The 16989-nt window shown below is 43.0% G+C and carries 11 protein-coding genes and 1 other annotated feature; of the genes, 6 read left to right on the plus strand and 5 right to left on the minus strand.

The window, feature by feature from the left end; translation table 11 throughout:
- Positions 1-19: 19 nt before the first annotated feature.
- Positions 20-1045: a tRNA preQ1(34) S-adenosylmethionine ribosyltransferase-isomerase QueA gene (queA, locus tag INP51_RS06655; protein ID WP_193736923.1), complete on the plus strand. Its 1026-nt coding sequence runs from the start codon at positions 20-22 to the stop codon at positions 1043-1045.
- Here queA and aroA read toward each other — a convergent pair.
- On the minus strand, positions 1034-2317 hold the full coding sequence (gene aroA / locus INP51_RS06660) for a 3-phosphoshikimate 1-carboxyvinyltransferase (RefSeq protein WP_193736924.1): 1284 nt from the start codon (positions 2315-2317) through the stop codon (positions 1034-1036). The genes queA and aroA overlap by 12 nt on opposite strands.
- A gap of 61 nt (positions 2318-2378) precedes the next feature.
- Complete coding sequence (locus tag INP51_RS06665; RefSeq protein ID WP_193736925.1) at positions 2379-3470, minus strand: prephenate dehydrogenase; 1092 nt, start codon at positions 3468-3470, stop codon at positions 2379-2381.
- A 224-nt stretch (positions 3471-3694) separates the two neighbouring features.
- On the opposite strand from INP51_RS06665, the gene INP51_RS06670 reads away from it, so the two are divergent.
- The 5 genes from INP51_RS06670 (at position 3695) to INP51_RS06690 (ending at position 11286) form a co-directional block, all read left to right on the plus strand.
- A complete protein-coding gene (locus INP51_RS06670; RefSeq protein ID WP_193736926.1) occupies positions 3695-5785 on the plus strand; it encodes an elongation factor G in 2091 nt (696 codons plus the stop codon).
- A gap of 81 nt (positions 5786-5866) precedes the next feature.
- Positions 5867-6121: a binding site (T-box leader), on the plus strand.
- 47 nt (positions 6122-6168) lie between these two features.
- Positions 6169-8595 (plus strand): leucine--tRNA ligase, encoded by a 2427-nt coding sequence (leuS, locus tag INP51_RS06675; protein ID WP_193736927.1) that lies wholly within the window; start codon positions 6169-6171, stop codon positions 8593-8595.
- Positions 8596-8602: 7 nt separating this feature from the next.
- A complete protein-coding gene (locus INP51_RS06680) occupies positions 8603-9391 on the plus strand; it encodes an aspartate dehydrogenase domain-containing protein (protein WP_230406897.1) in 789 nt (262 codons plus the stop codon).
- 14 nt (positions 9392-9405) lie between these two features.
- Complete coding sequence (locus tag INP51_RS06685; RefSeq protein WP_193736928.1) at positions 9406-10308, plus strand: D-isomer specific 2-hydroxyacid dehydrogenase family protein; 903 nt, start codon at positions 9406-9408, stop codon at positions 10306-10308.
- A gap of 12 nt (positions 10309-10320) precedes the next feature.
- The gene (locus INP51_RS06690) at positions 10321-11286 is read left to right on the plus strand and encodes an MraY family glycosyltransferase (RefSeq protein ID WP_193736929.1); all 966 of its coding nucleotides are present in this window, start codon (positions 10321-10323) and stop codon (positions 11284-11286) included.
- Positions 11287-11386: 100 nt separating this feature from the next.
- Here INP51_RS06690 and INP51_RS06695 read toward each other — a convergent pair whose 3' ends face one another.
- Genes INP51_RS06695 through INP51_RS06705 form a run of 3 tightly spaced genes read right to left on the minus strand, consistent with a single transcriptional unit; the run spans position 11387 to position 16850 of the window.
- Positions 11387-12577: a metallophosphoesterase gene (locus INP51_RS06695; RefSeq protein WP_193736930.1), complete on the minus strand. Its 1191-nt coding sequence runs from the start codon at positions 12575-12577 to the stop codon at positions 11387-11389.
- Positions 12578-12617: 40 nt separating this feature from the next.
- A complete protein-coding gene (locus INP51_RS06700) occupies positions 12618-15080 on the minus strand; it encodes a cation-translocating P-type ATPase (RefSeq protein WP_193736931.1) in 2463 nt (820 codons plus the stop codon).
- Between the two features lie 27 nt (positions 15081-15107).
- Positions 15108-16850: an Rqc2 family fibronectin-binding protein gene (locus tag INP51_RS06705; protein ID WP_193736932.1), complete on the minus strand. Its 1743-nt coding sequence runs from the start codon at positions 16848-16850 to the stop codon at positions 15108-15110.
- Positions 16851-16989 lie beyond the last annotated feature (139 nt).

Genomic DNA, 16989 nt, shown 5'->3' on the forward strand with positions numbered 1-16989 from the left:
AAGAGGAGATGTTGCTTGCATGAAAACATCAGATTTTAATTATGAGCTACCGAAGGAGCTAATCGCTCAAGACCCTTTAAAGGATCGCAGTGCATCGAGACTGATGCATCTGGATCCCTTGTCTGGTGCTGTGGAACACCGTCATTTCACGGATATTCTAGAGTACTTACATCCGGGAGACTGTCTCGTGATCAATGATACAAAAGTGATACCGGCACGTCTTTACGGACGAAAAGAAGGAACAGATGCTTCGATCGAGATTTTGCTCTTAAAGAGAAAAGAAAATGATGTCTGGGAGACACTTGTGAAACCTGGGAAAAGGTGTAAGATCGGAACGGTCATTGATTTCGGAGAGGGAATTTTGACCGGAACGGTCATTGATATTGTTGAAGATGGAAACCGTCTGATTCAGTTTACCTATGATGGGATCTTTGAGGAAATCTTAGATCAGCTGGGCGAGATGCCGCTTCCTCCTTACATCACACATAAACTAAAAGATAAGAATCGCTATCAGACGGTCTATGCAAAACATGAGGGTTCAGCCGCAGCACCTACTGCAGGGCTTCATTTTACAAAGGAGCTTTTGGGGCAGGTGGAAGATATGGGTGTGAAGATTGCCCATGTGACACTGCATGTGGGACTTGGAACTTTTCGTCCTGTCAAGGTAGATGATGTAAAAGAGCATCATATGCACTCAGAGTTTTTCGTGGTAGAAGAAGATCAGGCAAAGCTGATTAACGATACAAAGGCGTCTGGGCATCGAGTAATTTCCGTTGGAACAACAAGCTGTAGGACTCTTGAGTCTGCAGTTTCAGATGATGGAATATTGAGGGCAAAGAGTGGCTGGACCGATATCTTTATCTACCCGGGCTTTACGTTCAAGATGGTTGACGGATTAATTACCAATTTTCATCTGCCAGAGTCCACACTTTTGATGTTAGTGTCAGCACTGGCAGGAAAGGATCACATTCTGGCAGCTTACGAAGAGGCAGTTCGGCAAGGATACCGCTTCTTCTCATTCGGAGATGCAATGTTAATCCTGTGATAATTCTGCGAGATCTTTGTAAAATCCGGGATAAGAGATATCGATACAATTGCTGTGCTTAATCGTGGTTTCACCCTCGCAGACGAGTCCTGCAATTGAAAATGCCATGGCAATGCGATGGTCAAGATAGCTTTCGATTTCGGTTCCATTCATTGGATTCCCCCCCTGGATGATCATGCCGTCATCGGTACCTTCGACATTGACACCCATAGCCTGTAATTCTTTCACCATAATATCAAGCCGATTGGATTCCTTAACTTTCAGCTCCTGGGCGTCTTTTATCATTGTGATGCCTGAGGCAAAGGAAGCCAGGACGGCTATGATTGGAATTTCATCTATTAAGGTGGGAATCATCCCTCCCCCTATCACGCATCCGTGAAGATCTGATGATTGTATCAGCAGATCAGCGGTCGGTTCATATCCATCATTTCTCTGACTTATGAGTTCAATCTTTCCCCCCATAGATTTACAGACCGTTATGATACCGCTTCTTGTTGGATTGATACCGACATTTTTGAGCAGGATTTTTGATCCTGGTATCATAAGAGCTGCGGCAATAAAATATGCAGCGGAGGAGATATCTCCCGGGACGTCTACCTTTTGTCCTTTCAGATGAGGTTCTGGCTGTATCATGGCGGTAGTTTCCAAGGTTTTGACATCTCCTTCGAAATAAGACAGCATCAGCTCTGTGTGATTTCTCGATACATAAGGTTCTGTCACAGATGTCGGTGAATCTGCGTAGAGACCTGCCAGAAGAATGCAGGATTTTACCTGCGCAGATGCAAGAGGAGAGTGATATTCGATGCCGTTAAGCTGTTTTCCCACAATTGAAAGAGGAGCACAGTCGTTGGAATTGATACTTTTAATATCGGCTCCCATCATTTTCAGGGGGCGTATAATCCGATTCATAGGACGTTTTTTGATAGACGGATCTCCGGTAAGCGTACTTTCAAAAGACTGTCCCGAAAGAATTCCGGAGATGAGACGCATGGTGGTTCCACTGTTTCCACAGTCGAGGATCCCATATGGCTTTTTTAGCCCATGCAGTCCTTTTCCGTGAATGATGATTTTATGATCAGTTTTTTCGATGTCGATTCCCATCTTTCGAAAACAGTCAATCGTGGAGAGACAGTCCGCTCCTTCAAGAAAATCCGACACCTCGGTATCACCTTGTGCGAGAGATCCCAGCATAACAGCCCGATGAGAGATGGACTTATCACCCGGAACTTTCAATTCACCGCGAAGCGGATGTGTAAGTTTTGATATTTTCATAAAGTATCTTCTTCCTTTTTGGTTTTTTATAGTCTGTCGAATATAATGATTTTCGATATCCCTATGTTCTCCTGTGAATCAGATAGGAGTTTTGCTTTAGGATGGCAGCACCCTTTTTGCAGGCATCTTCCTGATAGAACTCAATCTTAAGAACCCCTTCCTCGAATTCGCGGTTATGTATGATTCCAATGTTTTTGATACTGATGTTGTGTTGTGCCAGCACACTTGTGACTGCAGCGATCCCGCCTGTCTCATCATAAATATCACAGTATAATACATGACTTTTATTGGAGGCAGATGTGATATCCGTGATGGAGTCGCGGTAATAGCGCGAGGATTCGAACATGGAATAGAGCCCGTCCTTATCGGCGTCTGCAATGCAGGCTCTGGCCGTCATCAGGAGTTCATCAAACTTGTCGATCGTTTTCAGTATCATATCTTTATTAGAGAGACAGATATGCTGCCACATCTCAGGCGAGGATGATGCGATCCGTGTGATGTCTTTAAAACCGCCGGCAGCAATCATTTTCATATATTCAGATGGTCCGTCGAGTTGTTTTACTTCATTTACAAGGATCGAGGCAATAATATGAGGGAGATGGCTCACACCGGCAGTGATGTAATCATGTTCCGATGGGGACATGATCAGAGGGAGGGCTCCCAAAGAACGTATAAATTTTTGAAATTCCAAAGCTTTTTCCGGTTTAACAGTCTCACAGGGTGTTAGGATATAGTATGCGTTTTCAATCAGATAGTCTGCAGAATTCTCATATCCTGTTTTTTCCGAGCCGGCCATCGGGTGACCCCCGATAAAATTAGCATCCAAATGTAAACTTACTGCTTCCTGATGGATGGTGCCCTTTACACTTCCTACGTCTGTGAGGATGATGTCAGATGAGATGATATCTTTTAATGTTTTAAGGTAGGAGATATTTGCGTTCACGGGTGCGCACAGGAAGATCACATCACATTCCTGAAAACGTATGTCTGTTTTATCGCAGGGGATATCAACGACATGCTCTGATACTGCAGTTATAAGGGTATCCTTATTGGGATTGTATGCAAGAATTTTGTAATCCGGGTGGTGTTTTCTGATTGCTCTGGCAATGGATCCACCGATCAGTCCGAGGCCGATAAAGCCGATAGTTGTCAATGCTGTGTTTCCTCCTTTTGCCTCTTTTTCTTTGATAAGTTTACTAAATATAGGAGAAAAAGTCAATAACAGTACTGGTAAAGTGTCAGAGTACAATTCGAAAGCGAAATGTTGCGAATATTCTGAATGTTTTAAAATTAAAATGGTTAAAATGAATAAAAAGCTTGAATTACCATTGTATATTTAGTAAAATGTATACATACAACAATTAGGAGGTATTACATATGGACGTTTTTCGAACTGACAGGATCAGAAATGTGGTGCTGCTTGGACATGGTAGTGCGGGAAAGACAACACTTACCGAGGCTATGGCTTATCTTTCCGGTATTACGAATCGTCTTGGAAAGATTACGGATGGTAATACAGTCAGCGATTATGATAAGGAAGAGATCAAACGGAAATTTTCAATATCAACAACGCTGGTTCCGGTTATTTGGGGAAAATATAAAATCAACATTCTTGATACGCCTGGATTTTTCGATTTTGTGGGTGAGGTAGAAGAGGCTGTGGCGGCAGCCGATGCTGCAGTGATTGTAGTATCGGGAAAATCAGGGGTCGAGGTCGGTACACAGAAGGCCTGGGATCTCTGTGAAAAATATCATCTTCCTCGCATGATCTTTGTCACAGAGATGGATATTGACAATGTCAGCTACCGGGAAGTGGTCGAGCAGCTGAAAGAATTATATGGCAGAAGGATTGCACCGCTTCACATGCCAATCAGGGAAGATGAGAAATTTGTCGGTTATATCAATATCGTGAAGAATAAAGGACGCCGTTACCTTGACAAAGGTCAAAAAAAAGAGTGCGAAATCCCTGATTATTCAAAAGAATATCTGGAAAAATATCGGGAAACGCTGATGGAGTCTGTGGCCGAGACAAGTGATGAATTTATGGACCGCTATTTCGAGGGGGATGAGTTTTCTGTTGCTGAGATTTCTGCAGCACTGTCTAAGAATGTAAAGGAAGGCAGCCTGATACCTGTGTGCATGGGGGCTCCAGTCTGCCTTTATGGAGTTTCCAATCTGTTGGACGATATCTGCGGATACTTTCCAAGTCCGGATGAAAGAGAATGCAGGGGAGAAAATATCCAGACTAACGAAGAATTCAATGCTGATTATGATTTTCAGAAGCCAAAGTCATCATTTGTATTCAAAACAATTGCAGATCCTTTCCTGGGGAAATACTCACTGATTAAGGTGTGCTCAGGGGTAATCAAGAATGATGATGTTCTCTATAATGTCAGTCAGGACAGCGAAGAAAAATTGAATAAGCTCTATGTGCTGGAAGGTTCAAAACCCATTGAGGTTGAGGAAATTCACGCAGGCGATATTGGTGCGATTGCAAAACTAGGTGATGCGAAAACCGGTGATACCCTGGCAACGAAATCTGTTCCGGTTCGCTATCCGGATATCGAGATCTCAAAACCGTACACGGCAAAGAGATTCAAACCGAAAAACAAAGAAGATGTCGATAAGATATCTCAGGCATTTGCAAGGTTGATGCAGGAGGATCAGACACTTAAAGTTGTCAACGATTCAGCCAATCATCAAACTTTGATTTTCTGTATCGGAGATCAGCAGATTGATGTAACAGCAAGCAAACTGCTGGAACGTTATAATGTGGAAGTGGTCTTAAGCGAACCAAAAGTGGCTTTCCGTGAGACGATTCGTGGAAAATCCGATGTAGAGTCAAAATATAAGAAACAGACAGGCGGTCACGGCCAGTATGGGCATGTCAAGATGCGTTTTGAACCTTGGGATGATCTGAATACACCCTATATCTTTGAACAAGAAGTTGTAGGAGGAGCAGTTCCCAAGAATTATTTCCCTGCTGTGGAAAAGGGTATCGCCGAGGCAGTTCAGTCTGGTCCCCTCGCTGCTTATCCTGTGGTCGGTGTGAAAGCAATACTCTACGATGGATCCTATCATCCGGTTGATTCCTCAGAGATGGCCTTTAAGACAGCGTCTGTGATGGCCTTTAAGAAAGGATTTATGGAGGCAAAACCTGTGCTTTTGGAGCCAATTGTGAATATGAAGATTTCAGTGCCTGAAAAGTTCACCGGTGATGTCATGGGAGATCTGAACAAACGCCGCGGTCGTGTTCTTGGCATGAATCCCGATTCAAACGGAAATACAGTTGTTGAGGCAGATGTCCCGGAACTTTCTGTTTATGGATACGGAACAGTTCTCCGTTCCATGACCGGAGGCAGCGGGACTTTCGAATACGAATTCGCAAGATATGAGCAGGCTCCATCTGATATCCAAAAAGAACAGATTGAAGCCAGGGCTAATAAGATTAAAAATGATGAAGAGTAAGATGCTTGTACTTGACATATTCCTTTCATGTGTTATTATTGTTTTAGATGTGGGACAAAGATGTTTTTTGCCCTATAATATGTAAAGACATGGAAGAGGATTATTAAGAGTGATTTCCGATGCAGAGAGCTGTCGTATGGTGCAAGACAGTGAGGAATAACTTCTAACTGGCCCCGGAGTTCTTTTGCTGAACACTTCGATGATAAAAACCATTAACGAGTTTTTGAAAGTAAGCGAAAGCGTATGATCCCGTTATCGATCGGTATAAGTGCATCTGCAGTATATGCAGATGAATTGGAGTGGTACCACGGAATGTAAGCCCTTTTCGTCTCTGAAGTTGACAGACGAGAAGGGCTTCATATATTTTAGGAGGAATTTTAAAAATGGCAGTACCTTATAATCATAAAGCCATTGAGGCAAAATGGCGTGTGAACTGGGAGAAGAATCCCGTGAATCCAAAAGTGGATGAAAAAGGAAAAGAAAAGCCCAAATATTATTGTTTGGATATGTTTCCGTATCCTTCGGGAAATGGTCTTCATGTGGGACATTGGAGAGGCTATGTCATCTCGGATGTGTGGAGCCGTTATAAATTACTGAAAGGCTATTATGTGATCCATCCGATGGGGTGGGATGCATTCGGCCTTCCGGCAGAAAATTATGCGATTAAGATGGGGGAACATCCGGCGATCTCAACCGCAAGGAATGTAGAGAATATCAAAAGGCAGATACAGGATATCGCCGCAATCTATGACTGGGATATGGAAGTCAATACTACAGATCCCGAATTCTACAAGTGGACACAGTGGATTTTTATTCAGATGTTCAAGCAGGGCCTGGCTTATGAGAAAGAGTTTCCGATTAACTGGTGTCCTTCGTGTAAGACAGGTCTTGCAAATGAAGAAGTGGTTAACGGCAGGTGTGAACGCTGTGGATCTGAGGTAACCAAAAAGAATCTTCGCCAGTGGAATCTTAAAATTACAAAATATGCTGATCGTCTGTTAAATGATCTGGATAAGCTTGATTGGCCGGAAAAGGTCAAAAAGATGCAGTCTGACTGGATTGGAAAGTCCTATGGTGCCGAGGTCAAATTCCCGGTGGATGGCATGAATGAGGAGATCACAGTCTATACAACAAGGCCTGACACACTTCACGGGGCAACATTTATGGTTCTTGCACCGGAACATGAAATGGCAAAAAAGTTAGCTGTAGACGAGACAAAAGAAGCAGTCGAAAAGTATATCTATGATTCTTCTATGAAGTCGAATGTTGATCGTCTGCAGGGAAAAGAAAAGACAGGTGTATTTACCGGAAGTTACTGCATCAATCCTCTAAATGGAAAAAAAGTGCCGATTTGGCTTTCTGATTATGTTCTCGCCGATTATGGTACTGGGGCAATCATGTGTGTTCCTGCGCATGATGACCGTGACTTTGAATTCGCAAAAAAATTTGATCTTCCAATCGTGCAGGTTATTGCGAAAGATGGAAAAGAAATTGAAAACATGACGGAAGCTTACACGAAAGCGGAGGGGACAATGATTAACTCCGGTGTGTGGAATGGCATGGAGTCCGCAGTGCTGAAAAAAGAAGCCCCTCATATGATAGAGAAGATGGGAATCGGTAAAGCAACCGTAAACTTCAAGCTTCGCGACTGGGTTTTCTCCCGTCAGCGCTACTGGGGGGAACCGATACCGATTATTCACTGCCCTCACTGCGGCAATGTTCCTGTTCCGGAAGACGAGCTTCCGCTTCGCCTGCCTGAGGTCAAAAGTTATCAGCCGACAGGAACTGGGGAATCTCCACTTGCTGCAATTGATGAATGGGTGAATTGCAAGTGTCCTGTCTGTGGTGCAGATGCCAAAAGAGAGACGAACACGATGCCGCAGTGGGCCGGTTCCTCCTGGTATTTTCTGCGCTATGTGGATAACAAGAATGCCGAAGAATTGGTGTCAAAAGAGAATGCATCGAAATATCTGCCGGTTGATATGTATATCGGCGGAGTGGAACATGCGGTTCTGCATTTGCTATATTCTAGGTTCTACACAAAGTTTTTATATGACATCGGCGTGATAGACTTTGATGAGCCATTTTTGAAGCTCTTTAATCAGGGTATGATCACCGGTAAGAATGGTATCAAGATGAGTAAATCAAAGGGAAATGTGGTTTCTCCCGATGAACTGGTGGATGATTACGGATGCGACTCGCTTCGTATGTATGAACTTTTTGTCGGACCGCCAGAATTGGACGCTGAATGGGATGACAGGGGAATTGACGGTGTCAACCGTTTCTTAAAACGTTTCTGGAAACTGTCTTTAGACAGCTTGGAGGGTGATGTAAAGCCAACGGATGAGATGATACGATACCGCCATAAGATGGTTTATGAGATTACTTCACGTCTGCAATCATTCAGCTTGAATACGGTTATCTCAGGGTTTATGGAATATACGAACAAATTTGTAGATATAGCAAAAAAAACCGGCGGAATAGACTGCGAGACGATCGAGACGATAACAATCCTTCTGGCACCATTTGCGCCGCATATGGCGGAGGAAGTTTGGGAACGATATGGTCACAAGGATACGATTTTTGCGGAGACATGGCCAAAGTATGACGAGGAAGCTATGAAAGATGATCAGATTGAGATTCCGGTTCAGATCAACGGAAAGACCAGAGCCGTGATCAAGGTATCCGCTTTAGTAAGCAAAGACGATGCAATCGCCGCTGGAAAAGAAGCAGTGAAAGAGAAACTGACCAAAACTGTGATCAAAGAGATCTTCGTACCGGGTAAGATCATAAATATTGTGCAAAAGTAAAGAGGTAATGATGAAGAAATTAAAATTAGCCCTTCTCGGATGTGGCAAATTAAATGAGATTGTGGCAAATGCTCTGGAAGAGGGTTTGCTTCCGGAATATGAACTGGTGGCAGTTCTGGGACGTGATGAGAAAAGAGCAAAGGATTTTGCAGAGCGTCATCACTGCAGCATGTGTAAAAATATCGAAGAAATGATAGAGATGAAACCAGATTTCACTGCTGAAGCTGCTTCTGTTTCGGCAGTGAGAGACTATAGTGAGACAATTATAAGGGGTGGATCAAACCTTGTTTTGCTCTCAATTGGAGCATTGGCTGATAAAGAGTTCTATGATTGCATAAAACAGACAGCTATGACAGCCAAAAAGCGAGTATATATCGCGAGTGGTGCAGTAGGAGGATTCGATATCCTGCGCACCGCTTCTCTGATGAGTGATGTAAATGTTTCAATGTTGTCGGAGAAAGATCCCGATGTCGCTGCCCGCATGCCGCTTAAGACCAAAGTCAGTCCAGATGTGAAAGAACGGGAAACTGTATTTTCCGGTACTACGAAAGAAGCGATTGAGCTTCTCCCGACCCAGGTAAATGTTGCAGTTGCAACAGCCCTGGCAAGTGCGGGTCCAAAGGACACGGATATGAAGATTCAGGCGGTTCCCGGATTTAAGGGCGATCAGTACAAGATTGAACTTGATGGAGAAGAAGTGAAAACAGAACTGAACATCTATTCACGGACGAGTGCCATAGCTGGTTGGAGCGTTGTGGCCGTTTTACAGAATGCCGTAAGTCCGATCGTATTTTAAAAAAGGAGATAATCATGTTTAAAAAACTTGTTGTGATAGAACCGATTGGCATGGTTCCCTCAGCGGAGAAACAGTTATACGATTTTGCCCATGAGGTCGTGATGTATCCGGATATACCAGAGGGAGACGACGAGATTATAAGAAGAATTGGCGATGCGGATGGTGTTCTGCTCAGCTATACTTCAAGTATAGATCAAACGGTGATTGAAGCATGCCAAAACCTTCGATATATTGGAATGTGCTGTAGCCTCTATTCCCCGGAAAGTGCCAACGTGGATATTCGTTTTGCTGAAGAAAAGGGAATTACAGTTCGCGGTATTCGGGACTATGGGGATCAGGGCGTAGTTGAATTTGTCCTCAGCGAATTAATTCGTTATCTCCATGGATTCGGAGAAAAACAGTGGAAAGAGAAACCTATGGAACTGACCGATCTGAAAGTCGGCGTTGTAGGGCTGGGCACAACAGGAAAGATGATTGCCGCGGGTCTTCAGGGACTGGGGGCAGATCTTTATTACTATAGTCGGACCCGCAAACACGACGAAGAATTGAAAGGGGTTAAATACAAGGAACTAGACGATCTCCTTGAGACTGTTGATGTCGTGTGCACATGTTTGAACAAGAATGTCATCCTGCTCCATGAAGAACAGTTTGAAAAGCTTGGAAACCATAAGATGTTTTTTAACACATCAATTGCACCCTCACATGATATTGCTCCGCTTGAGAAGTGGCTGGAACACGGAGATAATGAATTCTTCTGTGATACGGATGGTGCACTAGGGGATCCAACAGGAAGACTTCTTGCAAATCCCCATGTAAACTGTATCCATCAGTCAGCTGGAAGGACTGGACAGGCTGATGTGCGTCTGGGAGAAAAAGTTCTTGATAATATGAAAAAATTCTTAAAAGCTATGGCTTAGGGGGAAATACAGATGATAGACTATCTATGGAACAGTCAGTCACCGCTTTTTGCATTTGCAGGTATTCTATTTGCATTCATATGTACCTGTGCAGCGATTACAAAGTTTGGCGGAAAACTGCCCAGAGACATGGGAAGAGATTATGCCGTCGATGGAAAGCTTTCAGCCGGAAAGCCGCGTGGGGCAGGGCTTATCTTTATTATGGCATTCACTGTATCAGCGATTCTTTTTGCACAGGTGAATTTGGAACTTATGATTTATCTGGCTATGGTTGTAGTTGAAATGCTGACCGGATATCTGGATGATGCCTCGGACCAGCCATGGGGAGATTATAAGAAGGGGTTTCTCGACCTGATTGTTTCAATCATTACTGCCGTTACTTTCATCATGTTCAACGGCAGTACGATTGAATTTGCTACACTGGGAGTATGTGTGACCCTTCCTTCTGCGCTTTATTGTATTCTGGCAGTGATCTTGATCTGGTTCTCGATCAATGTGACAAACTGTTCTGATGGAGTAGACGGACTTTCCGGGACACTGACAATTATTACCTTGATCACAATCTATATTATCGGACAGATGCGTAAGATGGATCCAGTTTTTGCATACATGATCCTTCTGTTTGTCGTCTGCATTCTGGGATATCTCTGGTACAATGCTACACCGAGTGTACTAATGATGGGCGATGCAGGTTCAAGAGCTATGGGTATCTTTATTGCAGTCGCCGCCATGAAAACAGGAAGCCCTGTAATTTATATACTCGCCGCAATTGTGCTGATATTCGATGGCGGGGCCGGCCTTGTGAAAGTGTTCCTTCTTCGGTTCTTTAAGATACATATTTTAAAAAATGTGAGAACCCCGCTGCATGACCATGTAAGGAAGGTATCTGGCTGGTCGAATACACAGACGGTGTTTCGATTCGCAATCATACAGGTCGTCGTTTCAGCGGCAGCGATATATCTTGTAATGATGCATTGATTTTATATAAAAACGGGACGAAACCTGACTGGTCGATGACCAGTAATTGGCGGCTTCGCCCCGTTTTTCCACGAAAATGAGCTTATGAAAATACATAGTTTTAATTTGAAAATGATATATTGATGATTGCAATTTCGCTGTCTGTTCCAATCCGCATATTCGGCCCCCAGGTTCCGATACCAGAGGTGACGATAGAAGTGAGATTGTTTTTTTGATATTTCCCATAAGAATTTTTCCAGAATAGTTTTACGATTAGATTTCCTGGAAAGATTTGTCCCTTGTGTGTGTGCCCTGCCAGAGAGAGATCTACCCCTGCATTGGACTCTTCAGAAAGATCCTTTGGCTGATGTTCCATAACGAGAATTGGTTTTGTGGGATCAAGGGTCTTGGATATTTCAGTGATTGTATTCGATTTCAGATTTGAAACACCAGTTTCACTGGCATCAAGACGGCCAATTAGATAAAAATCGTGGTTGACGTATATAGTTTCATCCATCAAAACCTTCACCTTTCCATCTTTTAACATTTTATCGAGTCGTGGATCGCGCAGCGCCTTTTTCTTTTTGTTTATAGGGAAGCCTCCAAGTACTCTCTGATCTACGTCATGATTTCCATAGCAGGCATACGTGCCATAAGTTGTCTTGATTTTGGCGAGTAGTTGACTGACCTTTTTTGGATGATCGACGGAATCAAAATCGTTGCTGTAGAAATCGCCCGTCAGACATACAAGATCAAGATCTTCACGGTTTAGTTTTGCTACCATTTCACTTATCTGTTTTGGGCCTGTATGACAGCCAAGATGGATGTCTGATATAAGTCCGATACGAAGTCCTGAGAGATTTTCTGCTCTTTTATTGATTTTTACATGATATTCTTTTGATTTTACGTGTTCTGCATGAACCGTTCCATATGCACAGATGCAGACAGATGCAAGAACGATGACAGTTCCACTGATCCGACAAAGTTTTTTATACTCGTCAGTCCATATATGCGGCATTTTTTTGAGCTTTCTTAAAACTTTTCCTACAATGTCCACGATAACAATTCCCAGAAGAATGTACAAGAAGAAACCCAGCCAGAAATCTCCGAACCTAACAAGTGAAGATTTTATCGGGATAGTAGGTAGCAGCACCGCAGCGGGTGAGAGTGCAAACAATGCGTAAAAAAGTGTATAGATCAGACGGATTCTTTGACTTTTGAAGGTGGGATGGAAACAGTTCATCCAGGTTTTCATAGCTCTTTGTACGAACAAAACAAATATCAAATAGATGATCAACACTAAATACAACATGTTTTTACTCCCCCCTATCCATCTTCTGTTTGAATGTTATCTATGATTTCGCTCTCAGTTTTTGAAACGGATTTTTTCCCTTTACTGTTTTTCTGACTTCGGAAAACTTTTTTTGTATATAATCAACTGCTAGAATGCTGTAACGTAGAATTGGCTCTGTAGCAACAGAGAAGAGGACAAACAGCATGATACATTTCGATGACATCTTGTTGATGCCGAATAAATCGCCAAGGTAGAAGCTGCATGCCAGCAAACCGATGATGCATCCCCACCAGATGATCCAGCGCAGCTTATTCATGGGCCTGCTGATCTTGTAAAGTATCATGAAACCAACAATTGCAAGAAGCATCGTACAGGCTGTAGAGATGTCAACAGCGCTCACAGAAAACTCTTGTCCAAAGAGAACCAGTGTGGCGACCACCAGAAAGTCAGTGAGTCCGGCGGGCAGTGCCTTGATCATGACATTTGTCAGAAAATGTCCCTCGATTTTATTTGTATTTGGCTGCAGCGCCAAAAAGAAACCTGGCAGACCAATGGTGAACGTACTGATCAGGGAAATCTGTGAAGGTTCCAATGGGTAATGTACCATAAAGATCATGGAAAACATCGACATCAAAAACGAAAAAATATTCTTCACCAGAAACAGGCTCGCAGATCGTTGAATATTATTGACAACTCTGCGGCCTTCCGCAACCACAGATGGCATACAGGAAAAGTTTGAATCTAACAGAACGAGTTGAGATACCTGCGCCGCAGCATCACTTCCGGATGCCATAGCCACTGAGCAGTCGGCTTCTTTTAAGGCCAGTACATCGTTGACACCATCACCGGTCATAGCTACCGTTTTCCCCTCGGATTTTAAAGCCCGTACCAGTTCCCTTTTCTGATCAGGAGTGACACGTCCAAAGACCGTGTATTTTGATACAGCATCCTGAATATCCGATTTTTCATTTAAGGTGGATGCATCCACATAATTTTCTGCGTTTGCAATATTGGCTTGTTTTGCGATCTCTGAAACAGCAACGGGATTATCACCTGAGATTACCTTTATGTCCACGCCCTGCTCTGAAAAGTACTGAAATGTTTCCGGTGCGTCTTCGCGGATCGGGTTGGTGAGCGTGATCATCCCCAGCGGATTGAATTCTCCGTGCAATTCTCCGCTGTCTGGGACACCGTCAAAAGACCCGAAAACAAGTACACGGCGGCCTTTTGCCGCCTCAGCTTCAATTTCATCACGGTAAGTGTTATAATCTTCTTTCAGTACGAATTCAGGAGCCCCGAGTACGTAGCATACATCTGAGAATGTGGCACTGCTGTATTTGAAAGCAGAAGAAAAAGAAGTAATACATTCGGCTTTTCTTCCGCTTGCAGCAGTAAAGTAACTCTTTATTGCTTCCATGGTGATGTTATCAGGAGGCATGGCTGCTGCAAAGTCACTGAGCATTTCCATCAATGAGGGCATGTGATCACAGTCAAATCCTCCGAGAGGAATGACGTCACATACCTGCATACAGTTGTCGGTGATTGTTCCAGTTTTATCGACGCAAAGAACATCTACACGGGCGAGAGTCTCAATACATTTCATGTCGTGAACCAGGACCTTTTTCCCTGCGAGCCTCATGACGCTTACTGCAAGAGCCACACTTGCCAGCAGATAAAGGCCCTCAGGTATCATGCCTATAATTGCTGCCATTGTAGATGTTACACTTGTTCGAAGCGGAGCATGCGACAGAAAAAACTGTTGGTAGAAGAGTAAAAAACCAATGGGAATAATGATGATTCCGACAGCCTCGACTAATCGATTCAAAGAACGAATCATTTCTGACTGTTCACCGTCTTTTGAGATTTTAGCCTCTAGAGTAAGTTTGGATATATAAGAATCAGCTCCAACCTTATCCAGCTTGGCACGACATGTACCTGAAACGATGAAACTGCCGGACATCAGGGTATCTCCGTTTCTTTTTGTGATTTCGTCGGCTTCTCCGGTGAGAAGGGATTCATTTACGGAAACTTCTCCGTCTAGAACGATAGCATCCGCGCAGATTTGGTTTCCTGCGGAAAATATCACAATATCATCTAGGACAAGCATTTCCGCCGGGATTTCCTGTTCTTCGCCATCGCGTACTACTTTGGCTTTCGGAGCATTCAACACAGATAATTTATCCAATGTATTCTTTGCACGGATTTCTTGAATGATCCCAATCAGTGTGTTTGCGATGATAATCGGCAGAAAAGTGAGGTTTTTAAATGAACCCACAATCATCAAAAGAACAGCAATGATGGCAAATATCAAGTTGAAATAAGTAAAGACATTGCTTTTTATAATTTCTGATGTTGTTTTGGAGGGAGGCTCTATGGCCTCATTCGTCCATCCATTTCTCATGTATTCATCCGCCAACTGGGATGAAAGTCCTTCATTTGCATTAACTGCATGGCGGGTAATGGGAATCCTTCCGGTGGTTTTTTTGGGGAATTCCCCTGTTTTTTGTATGTCTTTTTTCATGTAAGCAGACACTCCTCATGTGTTTTGTCATCTTATCTGGTGGATATCTCTAATATCGGGTTCTATGTTCAGAGAATAGTTTGTATAATACACTACGAAACCGGGTTTTGAACCATTTGGTTTTCGAAGATTCTTTTTTTGCGTATAGTCAACTTCTACTTTTGGTGCATTTTTACCGCTGGAGTAGTAACCAGCCAGTCTGCCGGCTTCCTCAAAAGTTCGATCAGGCATCTTCCCATCCGGTTTGCATTTTACGATGACATGGGAGCCAGGTCGTCCCTTAGCGTGAAACCACCAGTCATTTCCAGTGGCAAATTTGAAAGATAACTCATCATTTTGCAGATTGTTTTTGCCGACATAGATATCGAAACCATCAAAAGAAACGTAGTGGAATGGTTCAGAAGTGATTCTGACCCGTTTCTTGTTCGAGCGTTTTCTCCGGATATAGCCACTTGAGATTAATTCCTCTTTGATCTGAATCAGGTCTTCTTCGTCCAGTGCAATATCGAGAGAATGACATACAGATTCAAGATGTTCAATTTCTTCTCTTGTGTCTTTTAACTGTGTCGTCAGAGCCTCCTGTGTTCTTTTGAGTTTGTTATAGCGTTCAAAATAGTGGTTGGCATTCTCCTTGGCAGTTTTTGTCTGATCAAGGGGAATCGTAATCATTTCGTCCGTATAATAATTCAGGGCATCTAAGGATTTGGCACCTGGATTTATTCCATAGCCGTAAGTATTCAGAAGTTCTCCATAAATTCGGTATTTATCCTTTTTTTCAGTATCTTTCATCTGCTTTTCCTGAATGTTTAATTTCTTTATATTGCGCTCCAGAATGGTGGAGACTACCTTTCTCAGTTCAGAGGACTTCTGATGGATACGGCTGAGACGGTTTTTCGTCTCATAATACTGTTCAAGAACCCGGCTAATACTGTCATAGTTTTGGCACTCATAATTCTGATATTGAGTTAGAGAAAGTGCAGAAAATTCAAGTGGCTCATGTCCCTTATATATGATGTTTGGGGTAAAATCACTACTCATAACATCGTTCATCATAAGCTTGAATGTGCGAAACAGATGCAGCTTATCTGTGAGATTCATGGACATTGGAGGACGTCCTCCGTCGATTCCGGCACGGAAGCATATCTCTTCACTCATGAGAGGACTCAAACCAGTCAGAGAAGAGTAGATCGCCTTCGAAGTTTCCATAGGTTTTTCCAGAACAAAACCCATGAATTCTTCTTCTTGAATTATATGAGGATCTTTTTTTGTCATCGTCTGCGGTATAAAGTACGGTCTTCCGGGAAGAACTTCTCTGACCGAGCTCATATTGGCAGAGATATGCTTAATACTGTCTATAATGATATTGTCCTCATTACAGAAAATAATATTACTGTGTTTCCCCATTATTTCAATGATTAATTTTTTTTGACTAAGATCACCAAGTTCGTCCAGATGTTCAATATGAAAAACTAGTACCCGCTCAAGTGACGGCTGAGTAACAGATACTATTTTACCGCTGCCGATATGCTTTCTTAACAGCATGCAGAAGTTAGGTGCTGTCAAAGGACTTGTCTTGTTATGATCTGTGAGATAAACAAGAGGCAGGGAAGCGTTTGCTGAAAGCAGAAGTCTGTATTGTGTGCGGTTGTTCTTAACTGTGATTATCAGTTCGTCTGCCTCCGGCTGTGTGATTTTGTTGATTTTTCCGCCTGTGATTTTATTTTCTAATTCAGCGGCAAGAGCCGCAATTGTGATTCCATCAAATGCCATAATTGCTCCATTCTCATGTTTGTGCGGGTTTCAAAGTCATGCTTATTCATGCCAGCATGAAACACATGACTTTTCTGTTCTTGTGTGATACCACGGATTGTTACGCACTTTGTGCTCCCACAATCCTGCAAACATTCGA

Origin of the sequence: Blautia liquoris, from assembly GCF_015159595.1 — a bacterium.
Taxonomy (GTDB): domain Bacteria; phylum Bacillota; class Clostridia; order Lachnospirales; family Lachnospiraceae; genus Novisyntrophococcus; species Novisyntrophococcus liquoris.

Excerpts from the sequence above, each read along its gene's own strand:
- queA (WP_193736923.1), top strand. The coding sequence starts at position 20 with ATGAAAACATCAGATTTTAATTATGAGCTACCGAAGGAGCTAATCGCT.
- aroA (WP_193736924.1), bottom strand. The coding sequence starts at position 2,317 with ATGAAAATATCAAAACTTACACATCCGCTTCGCGGTGAATTGAAAGTT.
- INP51_RS06670 (WP_193736926.1), top strand. The coding sequence starts at position 3,695 with ATGGACGTTTTTCGAACTGACAGGATCAGAAATGTGGTGCTGCTTGGA.
- leuS (WP_193736927.1), top strand. The coding sequence starts at position 6,169 with ATGGCAGTACCTTATAATCATAAAGCCATTGAGGCAAAATGGCGTGTG.
- INP51_RS06680 (WP_230406897.1), top strand. The coding sequence starts at position 8,603 with ATGATGAAGAAATTAAAATTAGCCCTTCTCGGATGTGGCAAATTAAAT.
- INP51_RS06685 (WP_193736928.1), top strand. The coding sequence starts at position 9,406 with ATGTTTAAAAAACTTGTTGTGATAGAACCGATTGGCATGGTTCCCTCA.
- INP51_RS06690 (WP_193736929.1), top strand. The coding sequence starts at position 10,321 with ATGATAGACTATCTATGGAACAGTCAGTCACCGCTTTTTGCATTTGCA.
- INP51_RS06695 (WP_193736930.1), bottom strand. The coding sequence starts at position 12,577 with ATGTTGTATTTAGTGTTGATCATCTATTTGATATTTGTTTTGTTCGTA.
- INP51_RS06700 (WP_193736931.1), bottom strand. The coding sequence starts at position 15,080 with ATGAAAAAAGACATACAAAAAACAGGGGAATTCCCCAAAAAAACCACC.
- INP51_RS06705 (WP_193736932.1), bottom strand. The coding sequence starts at position 16,850 with ATGGCATTTGATGGAATCACAATTGCGGCTCTTGCCGCTGAATTAGAA.